Consider the following 14,587-nt stretch of genomic DNA (forward strand, 5'->3'; position numbering starts at 1 on the left):
CACGATCCCGATGTCGCGCTGACTGCCCTGCCCTCCGGCCTGCGCGTCGTCTCACAGCGTATGGACCATGCCGCGACCGTCTCGCTGGGCATCTGGATCGGTGCGGGCTCGCGCGATGAAATGCCTGATGAGCATGGGCTTGCCCATCTGCTCGAGCACATGGCGTTCAAGGGCACGGCGCGCCGCAGCGCGCTCGCGATCGCCGAGGAGATCGAGAGCGTCGGCGGCGATCTCAATGCCGCGACCTCGGTCGAATATACCTGCTACACCGCTCGCGTGCTCGGCTCCGACCTGGGCCTGGCCGTCGATATTCTCGCCGACATCATCACCTCGCCATCGCTGACCGAGGAGGAATTGAAGCGCGAGAAGGGCGTGATCCTGCAGGAGATCTCGGCCGTCCAGGATACGCCCGACGATCTCGTCTACGATCGCTTCCTGCAGGCCGCCTTCCCGGACCAGCCGATCGGCCGGCCGATCCTCGGCACCGCCAAGACGGTCAAGGGCTTCACGCCCGGCGCGATCCGCGCCTATCTCGCGCGCAACTATCATGCCGGCAACATGGTGCTCGCCGCGTCGGGCGCCGTCGATCATGACGAGCTCGTCGCGCTCGCCAGCCAGCATCTGTCGAATCTTCCGGCACCGCCGGCCGCGCCTCTCACGCGCGAAGCCGGCGAGTACCGCGGCGGCGAAGCGCGCATCGGCAGCGACGAGGAACAGGTCCATCTCGTGCTCGGCCTGCCCGGCCTGCCCTTTACCGGCGGCACGCATTACCCGCTCCAGATCTTCGCCTCGGTGCTCGGCGGTGGCTTGTCGTCGCGCCTGTTCCAGGAGGTGCGCGAGCAGCGCGGCCTCGCCTATGCGATCGACGCTTTCCACTGGCCCTTCTCCGATTGCGGCGTCTTCGGCATCGGCGCCGGGACCGCTCCGGAGGATGCGGGCGAACTGATCGAGGTCGCCCTCGGCTGCCTTCGTCAGGCGGCGGAAGACGTCAGCGAGGCCGAAGTCGCGCGTGCCCGCGCCCAGATGAAGGTCGGGCTGCTGGCTTCGCTCGAGAGCCCCGGCGGCAAGCTCGAGCAGATGGCGCGGCAGGTTCTGCTCTTCGGCCGGGCGATCCCGCGCGAGGAGCTCGCGGCCCGGCTCGATGCCGTGACGCTCGAGGATGTGCGCGCCGCCGGCCGCTCGCTGTTGGGCCACCAGCCGACGATCGCGGCGGTCGGCCCGACTCAGGGACTGCCGCCGGCCAAGCGCCTGCGCCACGCGGCCCGGGCTGCGGACTGAACCGCAATGGCGCTCTTCCGTTTCCCGAGCGAGCCGCCGAGCCGCCCGCTGATCCGGACGCCGAATCTCTATCTGCGCGCACCGCAAGCCGGCGACCATGCGGCCTGGAGCGCGCTGCGCATGGAAAGCCGGGAATTCCTGGCGCCGTGGGAACCGACCTGGAACGAGGACGACCTCACCCGCACCTCCTTCCGGCTACGCGCCAAGCGGGCAGCCCGCGAAATCTCGACCGACGAGGCCTATTCGCTCTTCATCTTCGAGACGCATACGGAGACCCTGCTCGGCGGGCTGACCCTCGGGTTGGTCCGCCGGGGCGTCGCGCAGGCCTGCACGCTCGGCTACTGGATGGGGCGGCGCCATGCCGGCAAGGGCCATATGACGGAGGCCGTGCGCGGCGCCGTGCGCTTCGCCTTCTCCGATCTCGCCCTGCACCGGGTCGAGGCGGCCTGCCTGCCGAACAACGAGCCGTCGCGGCGCCTGCTCGAACGGGTCGGTTTCCGGCATGAAGGGCTGGCGCGCGCCTATCTCAAGATCAACGGAAACTGGGCCGATCACCTGCTTTACGGCGTGCTGGCCAGCGACGTGCCGCCCGGAAGCAGACCGTGACCGCGACGGTTGACCACAGGCCAGCTCCGCCTTGCCCTTGCCATGAGCGGCCGATAGGGCTTTTCGTTAAATTTCGAATGATCGCTTCCCGCCTGAGAACCGAGCACAGCTTGTCCATTTCCGAGCGCGTCTTCCGGGCCGGCCTCATGCTGGCCGGCCTTGTCCTGTGGTTCTGCGCCGCTGCCCTGCCGGCCCAGGCCGTCGAGGCGGTCCGCGTTCCCGTCGATGCCCCCGTGATCGACCTCACCCATGTCGTCGAGCGCAACAAGTCCGACGGCGACGTCATCCAGATCTCCACCGCGCCGGGGCCGGACGGCATCGTCCGGCGCATCGCCGTCAAAGCCCGCGAGGCCGGCGCCCGCCCGGACTGGATCGTCTTCGCGCTGACGAATGATTCCGACGAGCAGATCGACCGCCTGCTGGTCGCGCCGTTCCATCGGCTGATCGGCTCCGGCGTGGTCTGGCCCGATCTCGGCGACAAGCGCATCGAGGCGGTGACCGCGAGCCAGGGCCTCTCACCCGACCGCGAGCCCAGCCCCGATGCCGATGTCTTCCTGATCACGCTCGACCCCGGCACGACCGTGACGTTCGTCGCCGAGCTGAAATCGCCGAACCTGCCGCAGCTCTATCTCTACGAGGCCGAGGCCTATCGGCAGAAGACCAACGGGCTGACGCTCTACAAGGGCATCATCATCGGCATCGCCGGCCTGCTCGCGCTGTTCCTCACCATCATCTTCGTGGTCAAGGGCGCGGTGATCTTTCCGGCCGCAGCAGCGCTGGCCTGGGCGGTCCTGGCCTATGCCGGCCTCGATTTCGGCTTCTTCCAGCGCCTGTTTCCGCTGACGCCGGCGATCGAACGAATCTACCGCGCCGGCGCGGAGGTGGTGCTGGCGGCGACGCTGCTCGTCTTCCTCTTCGCCTATCTCAACCTGTCCCGCTGGCATGTGCGCTACGGCCATGTCACGGCGATCTGGATTCTCGGCCTTGCCGGGCTGATCGGCCTGGCCGTCTTCGACGCGCCGATGGCGTCCGGCATCGCGCGCATCTCGATCGCGGCCGTGGCGGCGATCGGCTTCATCCTCGTCGTGCATCTGGCGACGCATGGCTACGAGCGGGCGGTGATGCTGATCCCGACCTGGTTCCTGCTCGCAGTCTGGGTCACCGCCGCGAGCTTCACCGTGACCGGGCAGTTCCAGCGTGATCTCGTCGCCCCCGCCTTGTTGGGCGGCCTCGTCCTGATCGTGCTGCTGATCGGTTTCACCGTGATCCAGCATGCCTTTGCCGGCGGCGCGATCTCGCAGGGTCTGGTCTCGGATACGGAGCGCCGGGCGCTTGCCCTCTCCGGCTCCGGCGACCTCGTCTTCGACTGGGATGTCAGCTCCGACAAGGTCTTCGTCTCCCCGCAGATCGAGGCGTTGCTCGGCCTGCCCAAGGGCTCGCTCGAAGGCTCGGCCGCGCGCTGGCTGGAGCACATGCACGTCGCCGACCGCGACCGCTATCGCGTCACGCTCGATGCCGTGCTGGAGCAGCGCCGCGGCAAGCTCAATCTCGACCTGCGCCTGCGCGCCGCCAGCGGCGCCTATCACTGGGTCAACGTCAAGGCGCGCCCGGTGATCGGCTCGGACGGCGAGGTCATCCGCGTCATCGGGACGCTCACGGATGTCACCGAGCAGCGCACCGCGCAGGAGCGGCTGCTGCACGACGCCGTCCATGACAATCTGACCGGCTTGCCCAATCGCAAGCTGTTCCAGGACCGGCTGGGGGCGATCTTCGGCTTCACCCGTGCCGACGACAATATCCGCCCGACCGTGCTGGTCATCGATGTCGACCGTTTCAAGCAGGTGAACGAGTCGGTCGGCTTCTCGGCCGGCGATTCGATCCTGCTGACGCTGGCGCGCCGCCTCGGCCGCCTGCTGCGCGCGCAGGACACGCTTGCCCGCATCGGCGGCGACACCTTCGCCATGATCCTCGTCTCGGAGCGCGACCCCGAGCGCATCCTGGCCTTGGCCGAGCTGGTGCGCCGCGCCGTCTCGACGCCGATCACCTATGCCGAGCGCGAGATCGTGCTGACGCCCTCGATCGGGCTTGCGCTGTTCGATCCGGCGCCGGCCTCGCGCAAGGAAGACGCGCTGAAGAACGCCGAGCTCGCCATGGCTCATGCCAAGCGTCAGGGCGGCAACAAGATCGAGGTCTTCGTGCCGGCGATGCGGACCGACCGCAACGACCGGCTCGCGCTGGAAAGCGACCTGCGCCGGGCGATCGAGCGCGGTGAGATCCAGGTCGTGTACCAGCCGATCGTCCGGCTGGAGGACCGCACCATCGCCGGGTTCGAGGCGCTGGTGCGCTGGGACCATCCGCGCGAAGGCCGATTGATGCCGCAGGACTTCCTCGCCATCGCCGAGGAAACCGGGCTGATCGTCGATCTCGGCGTCTATGTCATGGACAAGACCGCGCGCGAACTCGAAGCCTGGCAGGCAGCGCTGGAGGTCGATCCGCCGATCTTCGCCAGCGTCAACGTCTCCAGCCGGCAATTGCTGCGCCATGACCTGCTGCATGACGTGAAGACCGTGCTCGGCCGGCGGCGCGTGCTGCCGGGCACGCTGAAGCTGGAGATCACCGAGAGCCTCGTCATGGAGAACCCGGAATATGCCGCGCAGATGCTTCAGCGTATCCGTGATCTCGGCGCCGGCCTCTCGCTCGACGATTTCGGCACGGGCTATTCCTCTCTGTCCTATCTGCAGCGCTTCCCGTTCGACACCATCAAGATCGACCAGAGCTTCGTGCGCCAGATGGGCAACGGCCGCCCGCCGGTGATCCTGCGCTCGATCGTGCAGCTCGCCGCCGATCTCCACATGGATGTCGTCGCCGAGGGCGCGGAGAGCGAGTCGGATGCGATCGAGCTCTACCAGCTCGGCTGCCAGTATGCGCAGGGCTACATCTTCGGCCAGCCGATGACGGCGGCGGAAGCACGCCGGCTGATGGGTGCCGCGGCTGCGGCGGCGACCGAAGCGGCTTGATCAAGGCGTCATGCTCGGGCTTGACCCGAGCAGCTCGGGACGGAAAAGCGCCTACCCTGCCTGAGATTCTCGGGTCTTTGCTTCGCTCCGCCCGAGAATGACGGCCCGCCGGAACTCAGGCGTGCCCGGCCTCGCGCGACAGGAACGCCGGGTCGATGCCGATCTTGTTCAGCGCCCGGCTGTACTTGGTCTCGACGCCCTCGTCGAAGAGCAGTTCGGGATCGGCGGCGCAATGCAGCCAGCCATTGGACTGAATCTCGGCTTCGAGCTGGCCGGCGGCCCAGCCGGCATAGCCCAGCGCCAGCACCGCATTCTCCGGCCCGTCGCCATTGGCGATGGCGCGCAGGATGTCCAGCGTCGCCGTCAGGCAGATGCCTTCGTCGATCGGCAGGGTCGCCGATTCCAGAAAGAAATCGGCGCTGTGCAGGACGAAGCCGCGCTTGGTCTCGACCGGGCCGCCACGCAGCACCTGCATCCGCTCGGCCCGACTCGGCAGCCGGATCAGCTCCTCGGAGGGAATCACGTCGAGCTGGACGAGCAACTCGGTGAACTTCGTGTCGCCCGCCGGTTTGTTGACGATGATGCCCATCGCCCCGTCCTCGGAATGGGCGCAGACATAGACGACGCTGCGGCTGAAGCGCGTATCGGCCATGCCCGGCATCGCGATCAGGCATTGCCCGTCGAGATAGCTGCGGCCAGCGGTGCGCGATTGTGAGCCGATCTTCATGGGGAGCATGCTAGAGGCTGTCGGGGAGGGTCGGCAAGGCTTGGCTTGCAGCCGCGCCCTGTCGAAGGGCGCACAGGCCGTAGCGTTGCCGCCCGGATCACGTTCGCGTGCGCGTGTGCCATCGCGACGGTCCGCGGTCGCACTATCGCGATTGTGCCCCAATCCTGCGCAAGGTTCGGGACGTGTCACATGGGCACGGACCGGCGGAGGATGACAGGTTTTGTTCGCTTTTCAGGGTCGCAATCGGTAAAGGCTGGACCCGTGAACCGCATTCTTCCCCTGCTCGCCCTGCTGCCCCTGGCGCTCGGCTCCGCTGCTCGCGCCCAGGAGGCGATGACCGAGGCCGCCACCTCGCCCTGGTCGGCGAGCGAGCACGCGAAGCTGCGCCTGATCGCCGGCCCGACCACCGCGACCGGCAAGCAGCGTGTCGGCGTCGAGATCGCGATGTCGCCGGGCTACAAGACCTATTGGCGCAGCCCCGGGCAGTTCGGCGTGCCGCCGGCTTTCGACTGGTCGGGCTCGACCAATATCGGCGGGCTCGACGTGCGCTGGCCGGTGCCGGAGCGCTTCCAGGATTCGGCAGGCTACTCCATCGGCTATGCCGGCGAGGTCGTGATCCCGATCTCGGTCCAGCCCGTCGATCCGACGCGGCCGGTGCTGGTCGTGCTCAAGCTCGACTATGCCGTCTGCGAGAAAATCTGCATTCCCGCCAAGGGCGAGGCGAGCCTGTGGCTCGAGCCCGGCGTGACGATGGTGACCTCGCCCCGCCTCGAAAGCTACGAGGCGCGCGTGCCGGTGCCGGCCAAGCCCGGAACCCACAAGGAGAAGATCGCGATCATCGAGGCCGGGCCCGATGACAGCGTGGTCGATCCGGGCCTGCGGCTCGTGCTGCAACCGCCGCCGGAAGGCCGCATCGAGGACGTTTTCGTCGAGGGATCGGGCATGTGGTCCTTCGGCAAATCCCGCCTGACGGCGCAGGCGGACGGGACGGTCGTCGCCCAGATCCGGATCGACGAGCGGCCGAAGGGCGCGGCTGGTCCGACCCCGCTGATCTTCACCGTGCGCGGCACGCCGCGGCCGATCGAGACGCGGCTGGAACTCGACATCCCCGCCGGCAAGCCCTAATCCGTCAAGCCGGGCGGCCCGGTTGGCCGCAGGCTTCACGGAGAGACAGGCTCATGACCATCAAGGTGGGTGACAAGCTTCCACAGGCGACGTTCCGCGTCATGACCGCCGACGGCCCTGCCGCGCGCACGACCGACGACCTGTTCGCCGGCAAGAAGGTGGTGCTGTTCGCCGTTCCCGGCGCCTTCACCCCGACCTGCCACCGCAATCATCTGCCGGGCTATCTGGAGAAGGCGGCCGAGATCAAGGCGAAGGGCGTCGACGCCATCATGGTGACCAGCACCAACGACGTCTTCGTCATGGACGCCTGGTCGAAGGCGACCGGCGGCACCGGCGTGATCGAGTTCCTCTCGGACGGCAATGCCGATTTCGCCAAGGAGATCGGCCTCTCGATGGACGGCTCGGGCTTCGGTCTCGGCACCCGCTCGCAGCGCTATTCGATGCTGGTCGAGGACGGCGTGGTGAAGGAACTCAGCGTCGAGGAAGCCGCCGGCAAGGCGGAAGCCTCCGGCGCCGCGGCGATGCTCGAGAAGCTCTGAGCCTGAGGGCACGGAAAGACATTTGGAGCCCGCGCAGTCCGCTGCGCGGGCTTTTTCTTGGCTGGCCGGATAGGGTAAATGTCTGCAAAGGGTCGCAAGCGGACCTTATCGGCTATAGCCGACAACCCTTAGTCCGGTGGGCAAGGCTACGAAATTGCAGTTGAGATGCCGAAGGACAGCTTCCGCCGCCGCGATGTCCTGAGCAATTTCGCGGGCCGGGACATTGTTTGGCCGCGGGAATAGGGCAACGGCTGGAATATCCAGCCACTCGATGGCGCGGAGTTCAATAGGGCCGAATTGGCTGTCTACCCACGGTATGGGTGGATGAAGTGAGTTAGTCGAGGGGAAATCCATGACCTTCGGCTCGGACACATCGATGAATTTCACGATCATCTGATCGAGTCCGACACCAGCATCTTCCATCGCCGAAAACAGCTTTCTCCACTTCGTGTCCGACATGTGAGCGTGAGAAAACTCACGCCGGGCCAACGACGATAGCCGGTCGAGATCAGCTCGGAAGTGCGTAACCATGCGCTACCGTGTCACGCCGAAGAAATGTCCGCAACGGGTCGTAAGCGGACCTAGCTTTTGACATTGCGAGACGTGCGTTGCCTCTTAAGTTGTTCCACTTCTCTGGCGTATGGGGAGAGGACATGCCGTTTCGAGGCTTCGTTGTCGAACCTGCGGAGTTGGCAAAATTGGCTGGCGCTTTCGATGCAGCTTGGATGGCGGTGAACAGCGTCAACACTGTCGGCGGCCAGCAGCAGAAGCGGGCGAGAGCCCGCTTGGCGGCCATCATTCTCGATCTTTGGAGGGAAGATCCCGCTCAGGCTTTGAGCGCCAGCGCTGTCGAGCGTTTCCTGGCATCAGACCAGATCAACTGATCGATCCGATCTGCGCTTGTCATGAGACAAGCCGCGAAGCCCCGGCTAGCTTCCGGATCGGAGGAGAACACCGATGGCCGAGATCACCATTCGCCCGCTTGCCGCGACCGACCGGGAGGCATGGACGCCGCTCTGGCATGGCTACCTGACCTTCTACAAGGCGACGCTGCCGCCGGAGATCGACGCGATCACCTTCGGGCGCCTGACCGGTGGCCAGGAGCCGATGGGCGGCTTCCTCGCCTTCGAGGGCGACAAGGCGCTCGGAATGGTCAATTGGGTCATCCACCGCACGACCTGGAGCGAGAAGCCGATCTGCTATCTGCAGGACCTGTTCACCGTGCCGGAATCGCGCGGCACCGGCGTCGGCCGCAAGCTGATCGGGGCCGTGAACCAGATGGCGCGGGCGAAGAACTGCTACCGCGTCTACTGGCAAACACATGAATCCAACCTGCAGGGGCAGGCGCTCTACGACAAGGTCGCCGACAAGTCGGGCTTCATCGTCTATCGCCAGCCGCTGGGCTGAGGCTCAACGACCGCCGCTCTTGAACGGCGCCATGCCGGCCCGCGCCAGCGCGTCGGCGCGCTCGTTCATCGCGTCGCCGGCATGGCCCTTGACCCATTTCCACTCGATCTTGTGGCGGCCGAGCGCCGCCTCGAGGCGCTGCCAGAGCTCGGCGTTCTTGACCGGCTTGCGGTCGGCCGTCTTCCAGCCGTTCTTCTTCCAGCCGTGAATCCAGCCGGTGATGCCCTGACGCAGATACTGGCTGTCGGTGTGCAGCGCGACCGTGACGGGGCGCTTTAGCGCCTCCAGCGCCGCGATCGCCGCCATCAGCTCCATCCGGTTATTGGTGGTCTGGGCCTCGCCGCCCGAAAGCTCCTTCTCGACGCCGTTGAAGGTCAGGATCGCGCCCCAGCCGCCGGGACCCGGATTGCCCGAGCAGGCGCCATCCGTCCAGACTTCGACCGTATCAGCACTCACCGCTTCAGCCCGTATTCGCGGGCATCGGCGACGCGCTGGTGGAAGGCGAGCTTGCGGTCGTATTCGAGCGGATCATGCGGCTTGACCAGCGCGCCGGCCGGCACGTTCAGCCAATCGACCAATCGCGTCAGCAGGAAGCGTAAGGCACTGCCCCGGCAGAGCTGCGGCAGTGCCTCGACCTCCGCCTCGTTCAGCACCCGCACGCTCTCGTAGCCGGCCAGCATGGCCTGGCCCTTGGTCAGGTTGAACGAGCCATCGGCCTCAAAGCACCAGGAGTTCAGGCAGATCGCGAGGTCATAGGCATAGGCGTCGGTGCAGGCGAAATAGAAGTCGATCAGGCCCGAGAGCCTGTCGCCGAGGAAGAAGACGTTGTTGGGGAAGAGATCGGCATGGATGACGCCACGCGGCAGGTCTTGCGGCCAGCCCGCCTCATGCACGGCGATCTCGGCCGCGACGCGACGTGCAAGGCCCGGCGAGACCTTGTCGGCGTCAGTGCCGGCCTGCTCGGCCAGCGGGCGCCAACCCGGAACCGAGAGCGCATTCACCCGCTCCATCGGGAAATCGGCCCCGGCCTGATGCAGCAAAGCGAGGCCGCGGCCGAGCTCCTGGCAATGGGCGGCCGTCGGCCGGCGCACCGAAAGACCGTCGAGGAAGGTGACGATCGCGGCCGGGCGCCCGGCGAGGCGGCCGAGCATCTCGCCGCGGCTGTCGCTGACCGGCTGCGGGCAGATCACCCCGCGCGAGGCGAGGTGCTGGATCAGACCGAGGAAGAACGGCAGATCGTCCGGGTTCACCCGCTTCTCGTAGAGGGTGAGGATGAAGGACCCTTGCGTGGTGCGGATCAGGTAGTTCGAGTTCTCGACGCCCTCGGCGATGCCCTTGGCGGAGAGGAGTTCGCCGATGCCGTAGCGCGCCACGAAGGCGGCCATCTCGTCATCGGGCACTTCGGTATAGACGGCCACGATCGTACTCTTTTTGCTGAGATTATTCCGCCGCGTCCGGCGTCGCCTCGCCGCGCAATTCGCGCGGCAGCGGGAAGAAGACGTTCTCGTCGGCGGTCGAGACGGTCTCGACACGAACCTCGTAGCGCGCGGCGAAGGCGTCGATGATCTCCTCGACCAGCACCTCGGGCGCGCTCGCGCCGGCGGTGATGCCGAGGCTGCGGATTTGGCCGAACACCGACCAGTCGATCTCGTCGGTGCGCAGGACGAGCCGCGCCACCGGACAGCCGGCACGCTCGGCGACCTCGCGCAGACGCTGCGAATTCGAGGAATTGGGCGAACCGACGACGATCAGCCCGTCGACCTGCGGCGCGACGCGCTTCACCGCCTCCTGGCGGTTGGTCGTGGCGTAGCAGATGTCTTCCTTGTGCGGGGCGATCAGCTCCGGAAAGCGAGCCTGCAAGGCCTCGACGATGCCGCGGGTGTCGTCGACCGAAAGCGTGGTCTGGGTGACATAGGCAAGCGGCTGGCCTTCCGGCGCCTGAAGCGTCGCGACGTCCTCCAGCGTTTCGATCAGGGTGATCGCGCCCTCGGGGAGCTGGCCCATCGTGCCGATCACTTCCGGGTGGCCGGCATGGCCGACGAGCAGGATATGGCGGCCGCGCTTGTGATGGACCTCGGCCTCGCGATGGACCTTGGTGACGAGCGGACAGGTCGCGTCGATGGCGAAGAGGTTGCGCGCCTTCGCCGCCGCCGGCACCGCCTTGGCGACGCCATGGGCCGAGAAGATCACCGGCCGCGTTTCGTCGGGCACCTCGTCGAGTTCGGCAACGAAGACGGCGCCTTTCCGCTTCAGGGATTCGACGACGTATTTGTTATGAACGATCTCGTGGCGGACATAGACCGGCGCGCCATGCAGCGCGAGCGCCTTCTCGACGGCGTCGATGGCGCGCACGACCCCGGCGCAGAAGCCGCGCGGGGCGCAGAGCAGGATGTCGAGCGGCGGCTTTGTCACGCGCAGAGGAAACTCCAATCGGTCCGCGTCTTCTTTCGGCGCGATCGGCGCGATGTCAAGGAAGCGAAGCGGCGCAGGTCGGGCGGTCATGTGCCGATTGCCTCTCGCAGGATCGCCCGCAAACCCCTAGATACGGTGGCGGCCCGCCACGCCGAGCGCCGCGCCGGACCGCCAAGCCCGTTCCCAAAGCCCCGAGTCCCGCATGGCCGACGTCGCCTCGCATGCCAGCTATCTCCCGCCGATCCTGACCTTCTGCGCCGGGGCGGTGATCGCCGTCCCGCTCTTCCGCAAGCTCGGCCAGTCGGCGGTGCTCGGCTATCTCGCGGCCGGCATCGTCATCGGCCCCTCGATCCTCGGCGTGATCAAGGATCCCGACGCGATCCGCGGCACCGCCGAGATCGGCGTCGTGCTGCTGCTCTTCCTCGTCGGCCTCGAACTGCAGCCTTCGCGACTCTACTCGATGCGCAAGGACATCCTCGGCTCCGGCCTGGCGCAGATGGCGCTCAGCGCCGGCGGCATCGGCCTCGCCGGCTGGTATTTCGGCCTGTCCGCTGCGGGAGCGGTCGCCGTCGGCGTGGCGCTCGCGCTTTCCGCGACCTCGATCGCGCTGCAATTGCTGGAGGAGCGCGGCGACGGCAACGAAACCTATGGCCGGCGCACCTTCTCGATCCTGCTGTTCCAGGACATGGCGATCGCGCCGGTGCTGGCGCTGCTGCCGCTGCTCGCCACCACGAGCGGTCACGAGACCGGCAGCCCGATGATGGCGCTGGCGAGCCTCGGCATCGCGCTCGTCGCCCTCGTCCTGATCGTGCTGGCCGGACGCTACGTGATGAACCCGTTCTTCCGCATCCTCGCCCATACCGGCGCGAAGGACGTGATGACGGCTGCCGCGCTGCTGATCGTCCTCGGATCGGCGCTGCTGATGGAGCATGTCGGGCTCTCGATGGCGATGGGCGCCTTCCTTGCGGGCGTGATGCTGGCCGACTCGCATTTCCGGCATGAGCTGGAAGCCGATATCGAGCCCTTCCGCGGTGTCCTGCTCGGCCTGTTCTTCATGGCGGTCGGCATGTCGCTCGACCTCAAGCTCGTCGCCGACAACTGGATGCTGCTGGCGCTCGCGGCGCCGCTGCTAGTGCTGTTCAAGATCGCGGTCGTGACCTCGATCCTGCGGCTGTCCTGCTCGTCCTGGCTCGAGGCGATCCGGGCCGGCGCCCTGCTCTCGCCGGCCGGTGAATTCGCCTTCGTGCTCCTGCCGCTCGGCCTCGCAAACGGACTGCTGACCGCTCAGCAATCGGCGATGATCACGGCGCTGGCCGCGATCAGCATGCTGCTCGGCCCCGTCGTCGCCAAGCTGATCGATGCCGTGCTGCTGGCCCGCATCGCCCCTGCGACGATGGATGAAGACTATGACGGCGTCGGCGACAGCCCGGTGATGGTGATCGGCTTCGGCCGCTTCGGCCAGATCGTGACGCAGGCGCTACTGCTGCAGCATATCGACGTTACGGTGATCGATTCCGATGTGGAGCGCATCCGTTCGGCGGCGCAGTTCGGTTTCAAGATCTATTACGGCGACGGCACCCGCCTCGACGTGCTGCGCGCGGCGGGCGCCGGCAAGGCTCGCGTCATCTGCATCTGCGTCGACGACAAGCAGGCGGCACTGCGGATCGTCGAGATGGTCAAGGCCGAGTTCCCGAGCGTGCGGCTGCATGTGCGGGCCTATGACCGCATCCACGCGATCGAGCTGATGAAGGCGAATGTCGATTTCCAGATGCGCGAGACCTTCGAATCGGCGCTCGGCTTCGGCCGCGTCACGCTGGAAACCATGGGCCTGACCCGCGACGAGGCCGATCTGGTGATCGACCATGTCCGCGACCGCGACGCGCAGCGCATGGAGATCCAGTTCCACGAGGGGCTCGCCGCCGCGATCAACCGCGTGCCGCGCGTCTCGCCCGAGCCGCTCGTCCCGCCCAAGGCCAAGTCGAAGCCGCTTACGCCTGAAACGCGGCAGGTCATCGAGGATGGTGGTGCCGAAGTCGCCGTCGGCGGCGTTGGGGAACCGGAACGATGAGCCAGGCTTCGGCCCGGCCACAGGCCGTCTTCCTCGAAGGTCCGTTGATGCGCCATGTCGCGGTGATGACCGCGACGAGCTCGGTCGGCCTGATGGCAGTCTTCGTCGTCGACCTGCTCTCGCTGCTCTATGTCTCCTGGCTTGGACGGCCGGAAGCGACGGCGGGCGTCGGCTTCGCCACCATCGTGCTCTATCTGATGGTTTCGGTGAATGTCGGCCTGATGATCGCCGTCACGGCACTGACCTCGCGCAGCATCGGCGCGGGCGATCGACCGGCTGCACGGCGCATCGCGGGCTCGACCATGGCCCTCTCGGCGCTGGTGGCGCTCGTCATCTCGCTCGCGGCGCTGCCGCTGCTGCCCTGGCTGCTCAGCTTGCTGGGCGCGCGCGACCAGTCGCATGCGGTCGCCCTCTCCTTCCTCCATATCGTGCTGCCGTCGAACGTCCTGATGGCGATCGGCATGGGCCTTTCCGGCATCCTGCGGGCGATCGGCGACGCCAGGCGGGCGATGTTCGTGACGCTCGGCGGCGGCATCGTCACGGCGGGGCTCGACCCGCTATTGATCTTCGGCTTCGGGCTCGGGCCGGACGGCGCCGCGATCGCGATCGTGCTGGCGCGGATCATCATCTGCGCCATCGGGTTCCACGGCTGCGTTGTCGTGCACGGCATGATCGAGCGGCCGCGCCTCTCGTTCATCCGGCAGGACGGCGCCCGGACCTTCGCCATCGCTGGGCCGGCGATCCTGACCAATCTCTCGAACCCGATCGCCAACGCGGTCTTCGCCAGCGTCGTCGCCCGATTCGGCGATGCGGCTGTCGCAGCGCTCGCGATCATGGACCGGCTCGTCCCGGTCGCCTTCGGCGTGCTGTTCGCGCTGTCGGGCGCGGTCGGGCCGATCCTCGGCCAGAACTGGGGCGCCGGGCGCTTCGACCGGATGCGCCGGGGCCTGAGCGATGCGGCGATCTTCGCTGGCGCCTCCGTGCTCGTCTCCTGGGCGCTGCTCTTCGCCTTCCGCGGCGCGATCGTCTCCGCCTTCCACGCGACGGGGCTGACGGCAGAGCTCGTGCTGTTCTTCTGCCTGATCGCCGGGCCGATGTGGATTTTCGTCGGCATGCTCTTCGTCGCCAACGCCGCCTTCAACAATCTCGGCATGCCGTTCCTGTCGACGCTGTTCAGCTGGGGCCGTGCCACCCTGGGCACGATGCCGCTCGCGTTCCTCGGCGCGCATCTCGCCGGGCCGAAGGGCGCGCTCGCGGGCTCCGCACTGGGGGCCGTGGCCTTCGGCGTCCTGGCGCTGGTCTTCGCCTTTCGCGGGATCACAAGGCTGGAGCGCAAGGCCGCGGAGCGCCGTGCCGCAATCGATTTGCCAGGCAAGGACACCCTGCTATCGTCGCCCTAGGCTGGAGA

At 67.3% G+C, this 14,587-nt stretch carries 14 protein-coding genes; 9 read left to right on the forward strand and 5 right to left on the reverse strand.

What is annotated here, in order from left to right:
• The first annotated feature begins 18 nt into the window (after positions 1 to 18).
• From BLQ70_RS04150 to BLQ70_RS04160, 3 genes are all read left to right on the forward strand, one after another.
• A complete protein-coding gene (locus BLQ70_RS04150) occupies positions 19 to 1,278 on the forward strand; it encodes a M16 family metallopeptidase (RefSeq protein WP_244511918.1) in 1,260 nt (419 codons plus the stop codon).
• A gap of 6 nt (positions 1,279 to 1,284) precedes the next feature.
• Complete coding sequence (locus BLQ70_RS04155; protein ID WP_091855897.1) at positions 1,285 to 1,884, forward strand: GNAT family N-acetyltransferase; 600 nt, start codon at positions 1,285 to 1,287, stop codon at positions 1,882 to 1,884.
• Between the two features lie 146 nt (positions 1,885 to 2,030).
• The gene (locus BLQ70_RS04160; protein ID WP_091856169.1) at positions 2,031 to 4,901 is read left to right on the forward strand and encodes an EAL domain-containing protein; all 2,871 of its coding nucleotides are present in this window, start codon (positions 2,031 to 2,033) and stop codon (positions 4,899 to 4,901) included.
• Positions 4,902 to 5,016: 115 nt separating this feature from the next.
• Here BLQ70_RS04160 and BLQ70_RS04165 read toward each other — a convergent pair whose 3' ends face one another.
• Positions 5,017 to 5,637, reverse strand: coding sequence for a YqgE/AlgH family protein (locus BLQ70_RS04165; RefSeq protein WP_061964880.1), 621 nt, complete (start codon positions 5,635 to 5,637; stop codon positions 5,017 to 5,019).
• 252 nt (positions 5,638 to 5,889) lie between these two features.
• On the opposite strand from BLQ70_RS04165, the gene BLQ70_RS04170 reads away from it, so the two are divergent.
• A complete protein-coding gene (locus BLQ70_RS04170; RefSeq protein ID WP_170843303.1) occupies positions 5,890 to 6,753 on the forward strand; it encodes a protein-disulfide reductase DsbD domain-containing protein in 864 nt (287 codons plus the stop codon).
• Between the two features lie 53 nt (positions 6,754 to 6,806).
• The gene (locus tag BLQ70_RS04175) at positions 6,807 to 7,292 is read left to right on the forward strand and encodes a peroxiredoxin (RefSeq protein ID WP_091855899.1); all 486 of its coding nucleotides are present in this window, start codon (positions 6,807 to 6,809) and stop codon (positions 7,290 to 7,292) included.
• A gap of 105 nt (positions 7,293 to 7,397) precedes the next feature.
• Here BLQ70_RS04175 and BLQ70_RS04180 read toward each other — a convergent pair whose 3' ends face one another.
• On the reverse strand, positions 7,398 to 7,823 hold the full coding sequence (locus BLQ70_RS04180; protein ID WP_091855900.1) for a DUF6678 family protein: 426 nt from the start codon (positions 7,821 to 7,823) through the stop codon (positions 7,398 to 7,400).
• Positions 7,824 to 7,945: 122 nt separating this feature from the next.
• Between BLQ70_RS04180 and BLQ70_RS04185 the strand changes: the two genes are divergently transcribed.
• Both BLQ70_RS04185 and BLQ70_RS04190 read left to right on the forward strand, forming a co-directional pair.
• Positions 7,946 to 8,176 carry a hypothetical protein gene (locus BLQ70_RS04185; protein WP_091855901.1) on the forward strand — a complete coding sequence of 77 codons (231 nt, stop codon included), beginning with the start codon at positions 7,946 to 7,948 and terminating at the stop codon, positions 8,174 to 8,176.
• Positions 8,177 to 8,249: 73 nt separating this feature from the next.
• Positions 8,250 to 8,699 (forward strand): GNAT family N-acetyltransferase, encoded by a 450-nt coding sequence (locus BLQ70_RS04190; RefSeq protein ID WP_091855902.1) that lies wholly within the window; start codon positions 8,250 to 8,252, stop codon positions 8,697 to 8,699.
• 3 nt (positions 8,700 to 8,702) lie between these two features.
• On the opposite strand, the gene rnhA is transcribed toward BLQ70_RS04190, so the two are convergent.
• The 3 genes from rnhA to ispH are packed head-to-tail and all read right to left on the reverse strand — an operon-like array spanning position 8,703 to position 11,111.
• Positions 8,703 to 9,155 carry a ribonuclease HI gene (gene rnhA, locus BLQ70_RS04195; RefSeq protein ID WP_142114924.1) on the reverse strand — a complete coding sequence of 151 codons (453 nt, stop codon included), beginning with the start codon at positions 9,153 to 9,155 and terminating at the stop codon, positions 8,703 to 8,705.
• Complete coding sequence (locus BLQ70_RS04200) at positions 9,152 to 10,117, reverse strand: homoserine kinase (protein WP_091855904.1); 966 nt, start codon at positions 10,115 to 10,117, stop codon at positions 9,152 to 9,154. The genes rnhA and BLQ70_RS04200 overlap by 4 nt, the downstream gene beginning before the upstream one ends.
• A gap of 22 nt (positions 10,118 to 10,139) precedes the next feature.
• Positions 10,140 to 11,111, reverse strand: a complete 972-nt coding sequence (gene ispH / locus BLQ70_RS04205) for a 4-hydroxy-3-methylbut-2-enyl diphosphate reductase (RefSeq protein WP_142114923.1) — start codon at positions 11,109 to 11,111, stop codon at positions 10,140 to 10,142.
• Between the two features lie 202 nt (positions 11,112 to 11,313).
• Here ispH and BLQ70_RS04210 point away from each other — a divergent pair, with 202 nt between their 5' ends.
• Positions 11,314 to 13,179 carry a monovalent cation:proton antiporter-2 (CPA2) family protein gene (locus tag BLQ70_RS04210; protein WP_091855906.1) on the forward strand — a complete coding sequence of 622 codons (1,866 nt, stop codon included), beginning with the start codon at positions 11,314 to 11,316 and terminating at the stop codon, positions 13,177 to 13,179.
• On the forward strand, positions 13,176 to 14,579 hold the full coding sequence (locus BLQ70_RS04215; protein ID WP_091855907.1) for an MATE family efflux transporter: 1,404 nt from the start codon (positions 13,176 to 13,178) through the stop codon (positions 14,577 to 14,579). Before BLQ70_RS04210 ends, BLQ70_RS04215 begins: the two co-directional genes overlap by 4 nt.
• Positions 14,580 to 14,587 lie beyond the last annotated feature (8 nt).

It is taken from the genome of Allobosea robiniae, from assembly GCF_900102525.1.
GTDB classification, from domain to species: domain Bacteria; phylum Pseudomonadota; class Alphaproteobacteria; order Rhizobiales; family Beijerinckiaceae; genus Allobosea; species Allobosea robiniae.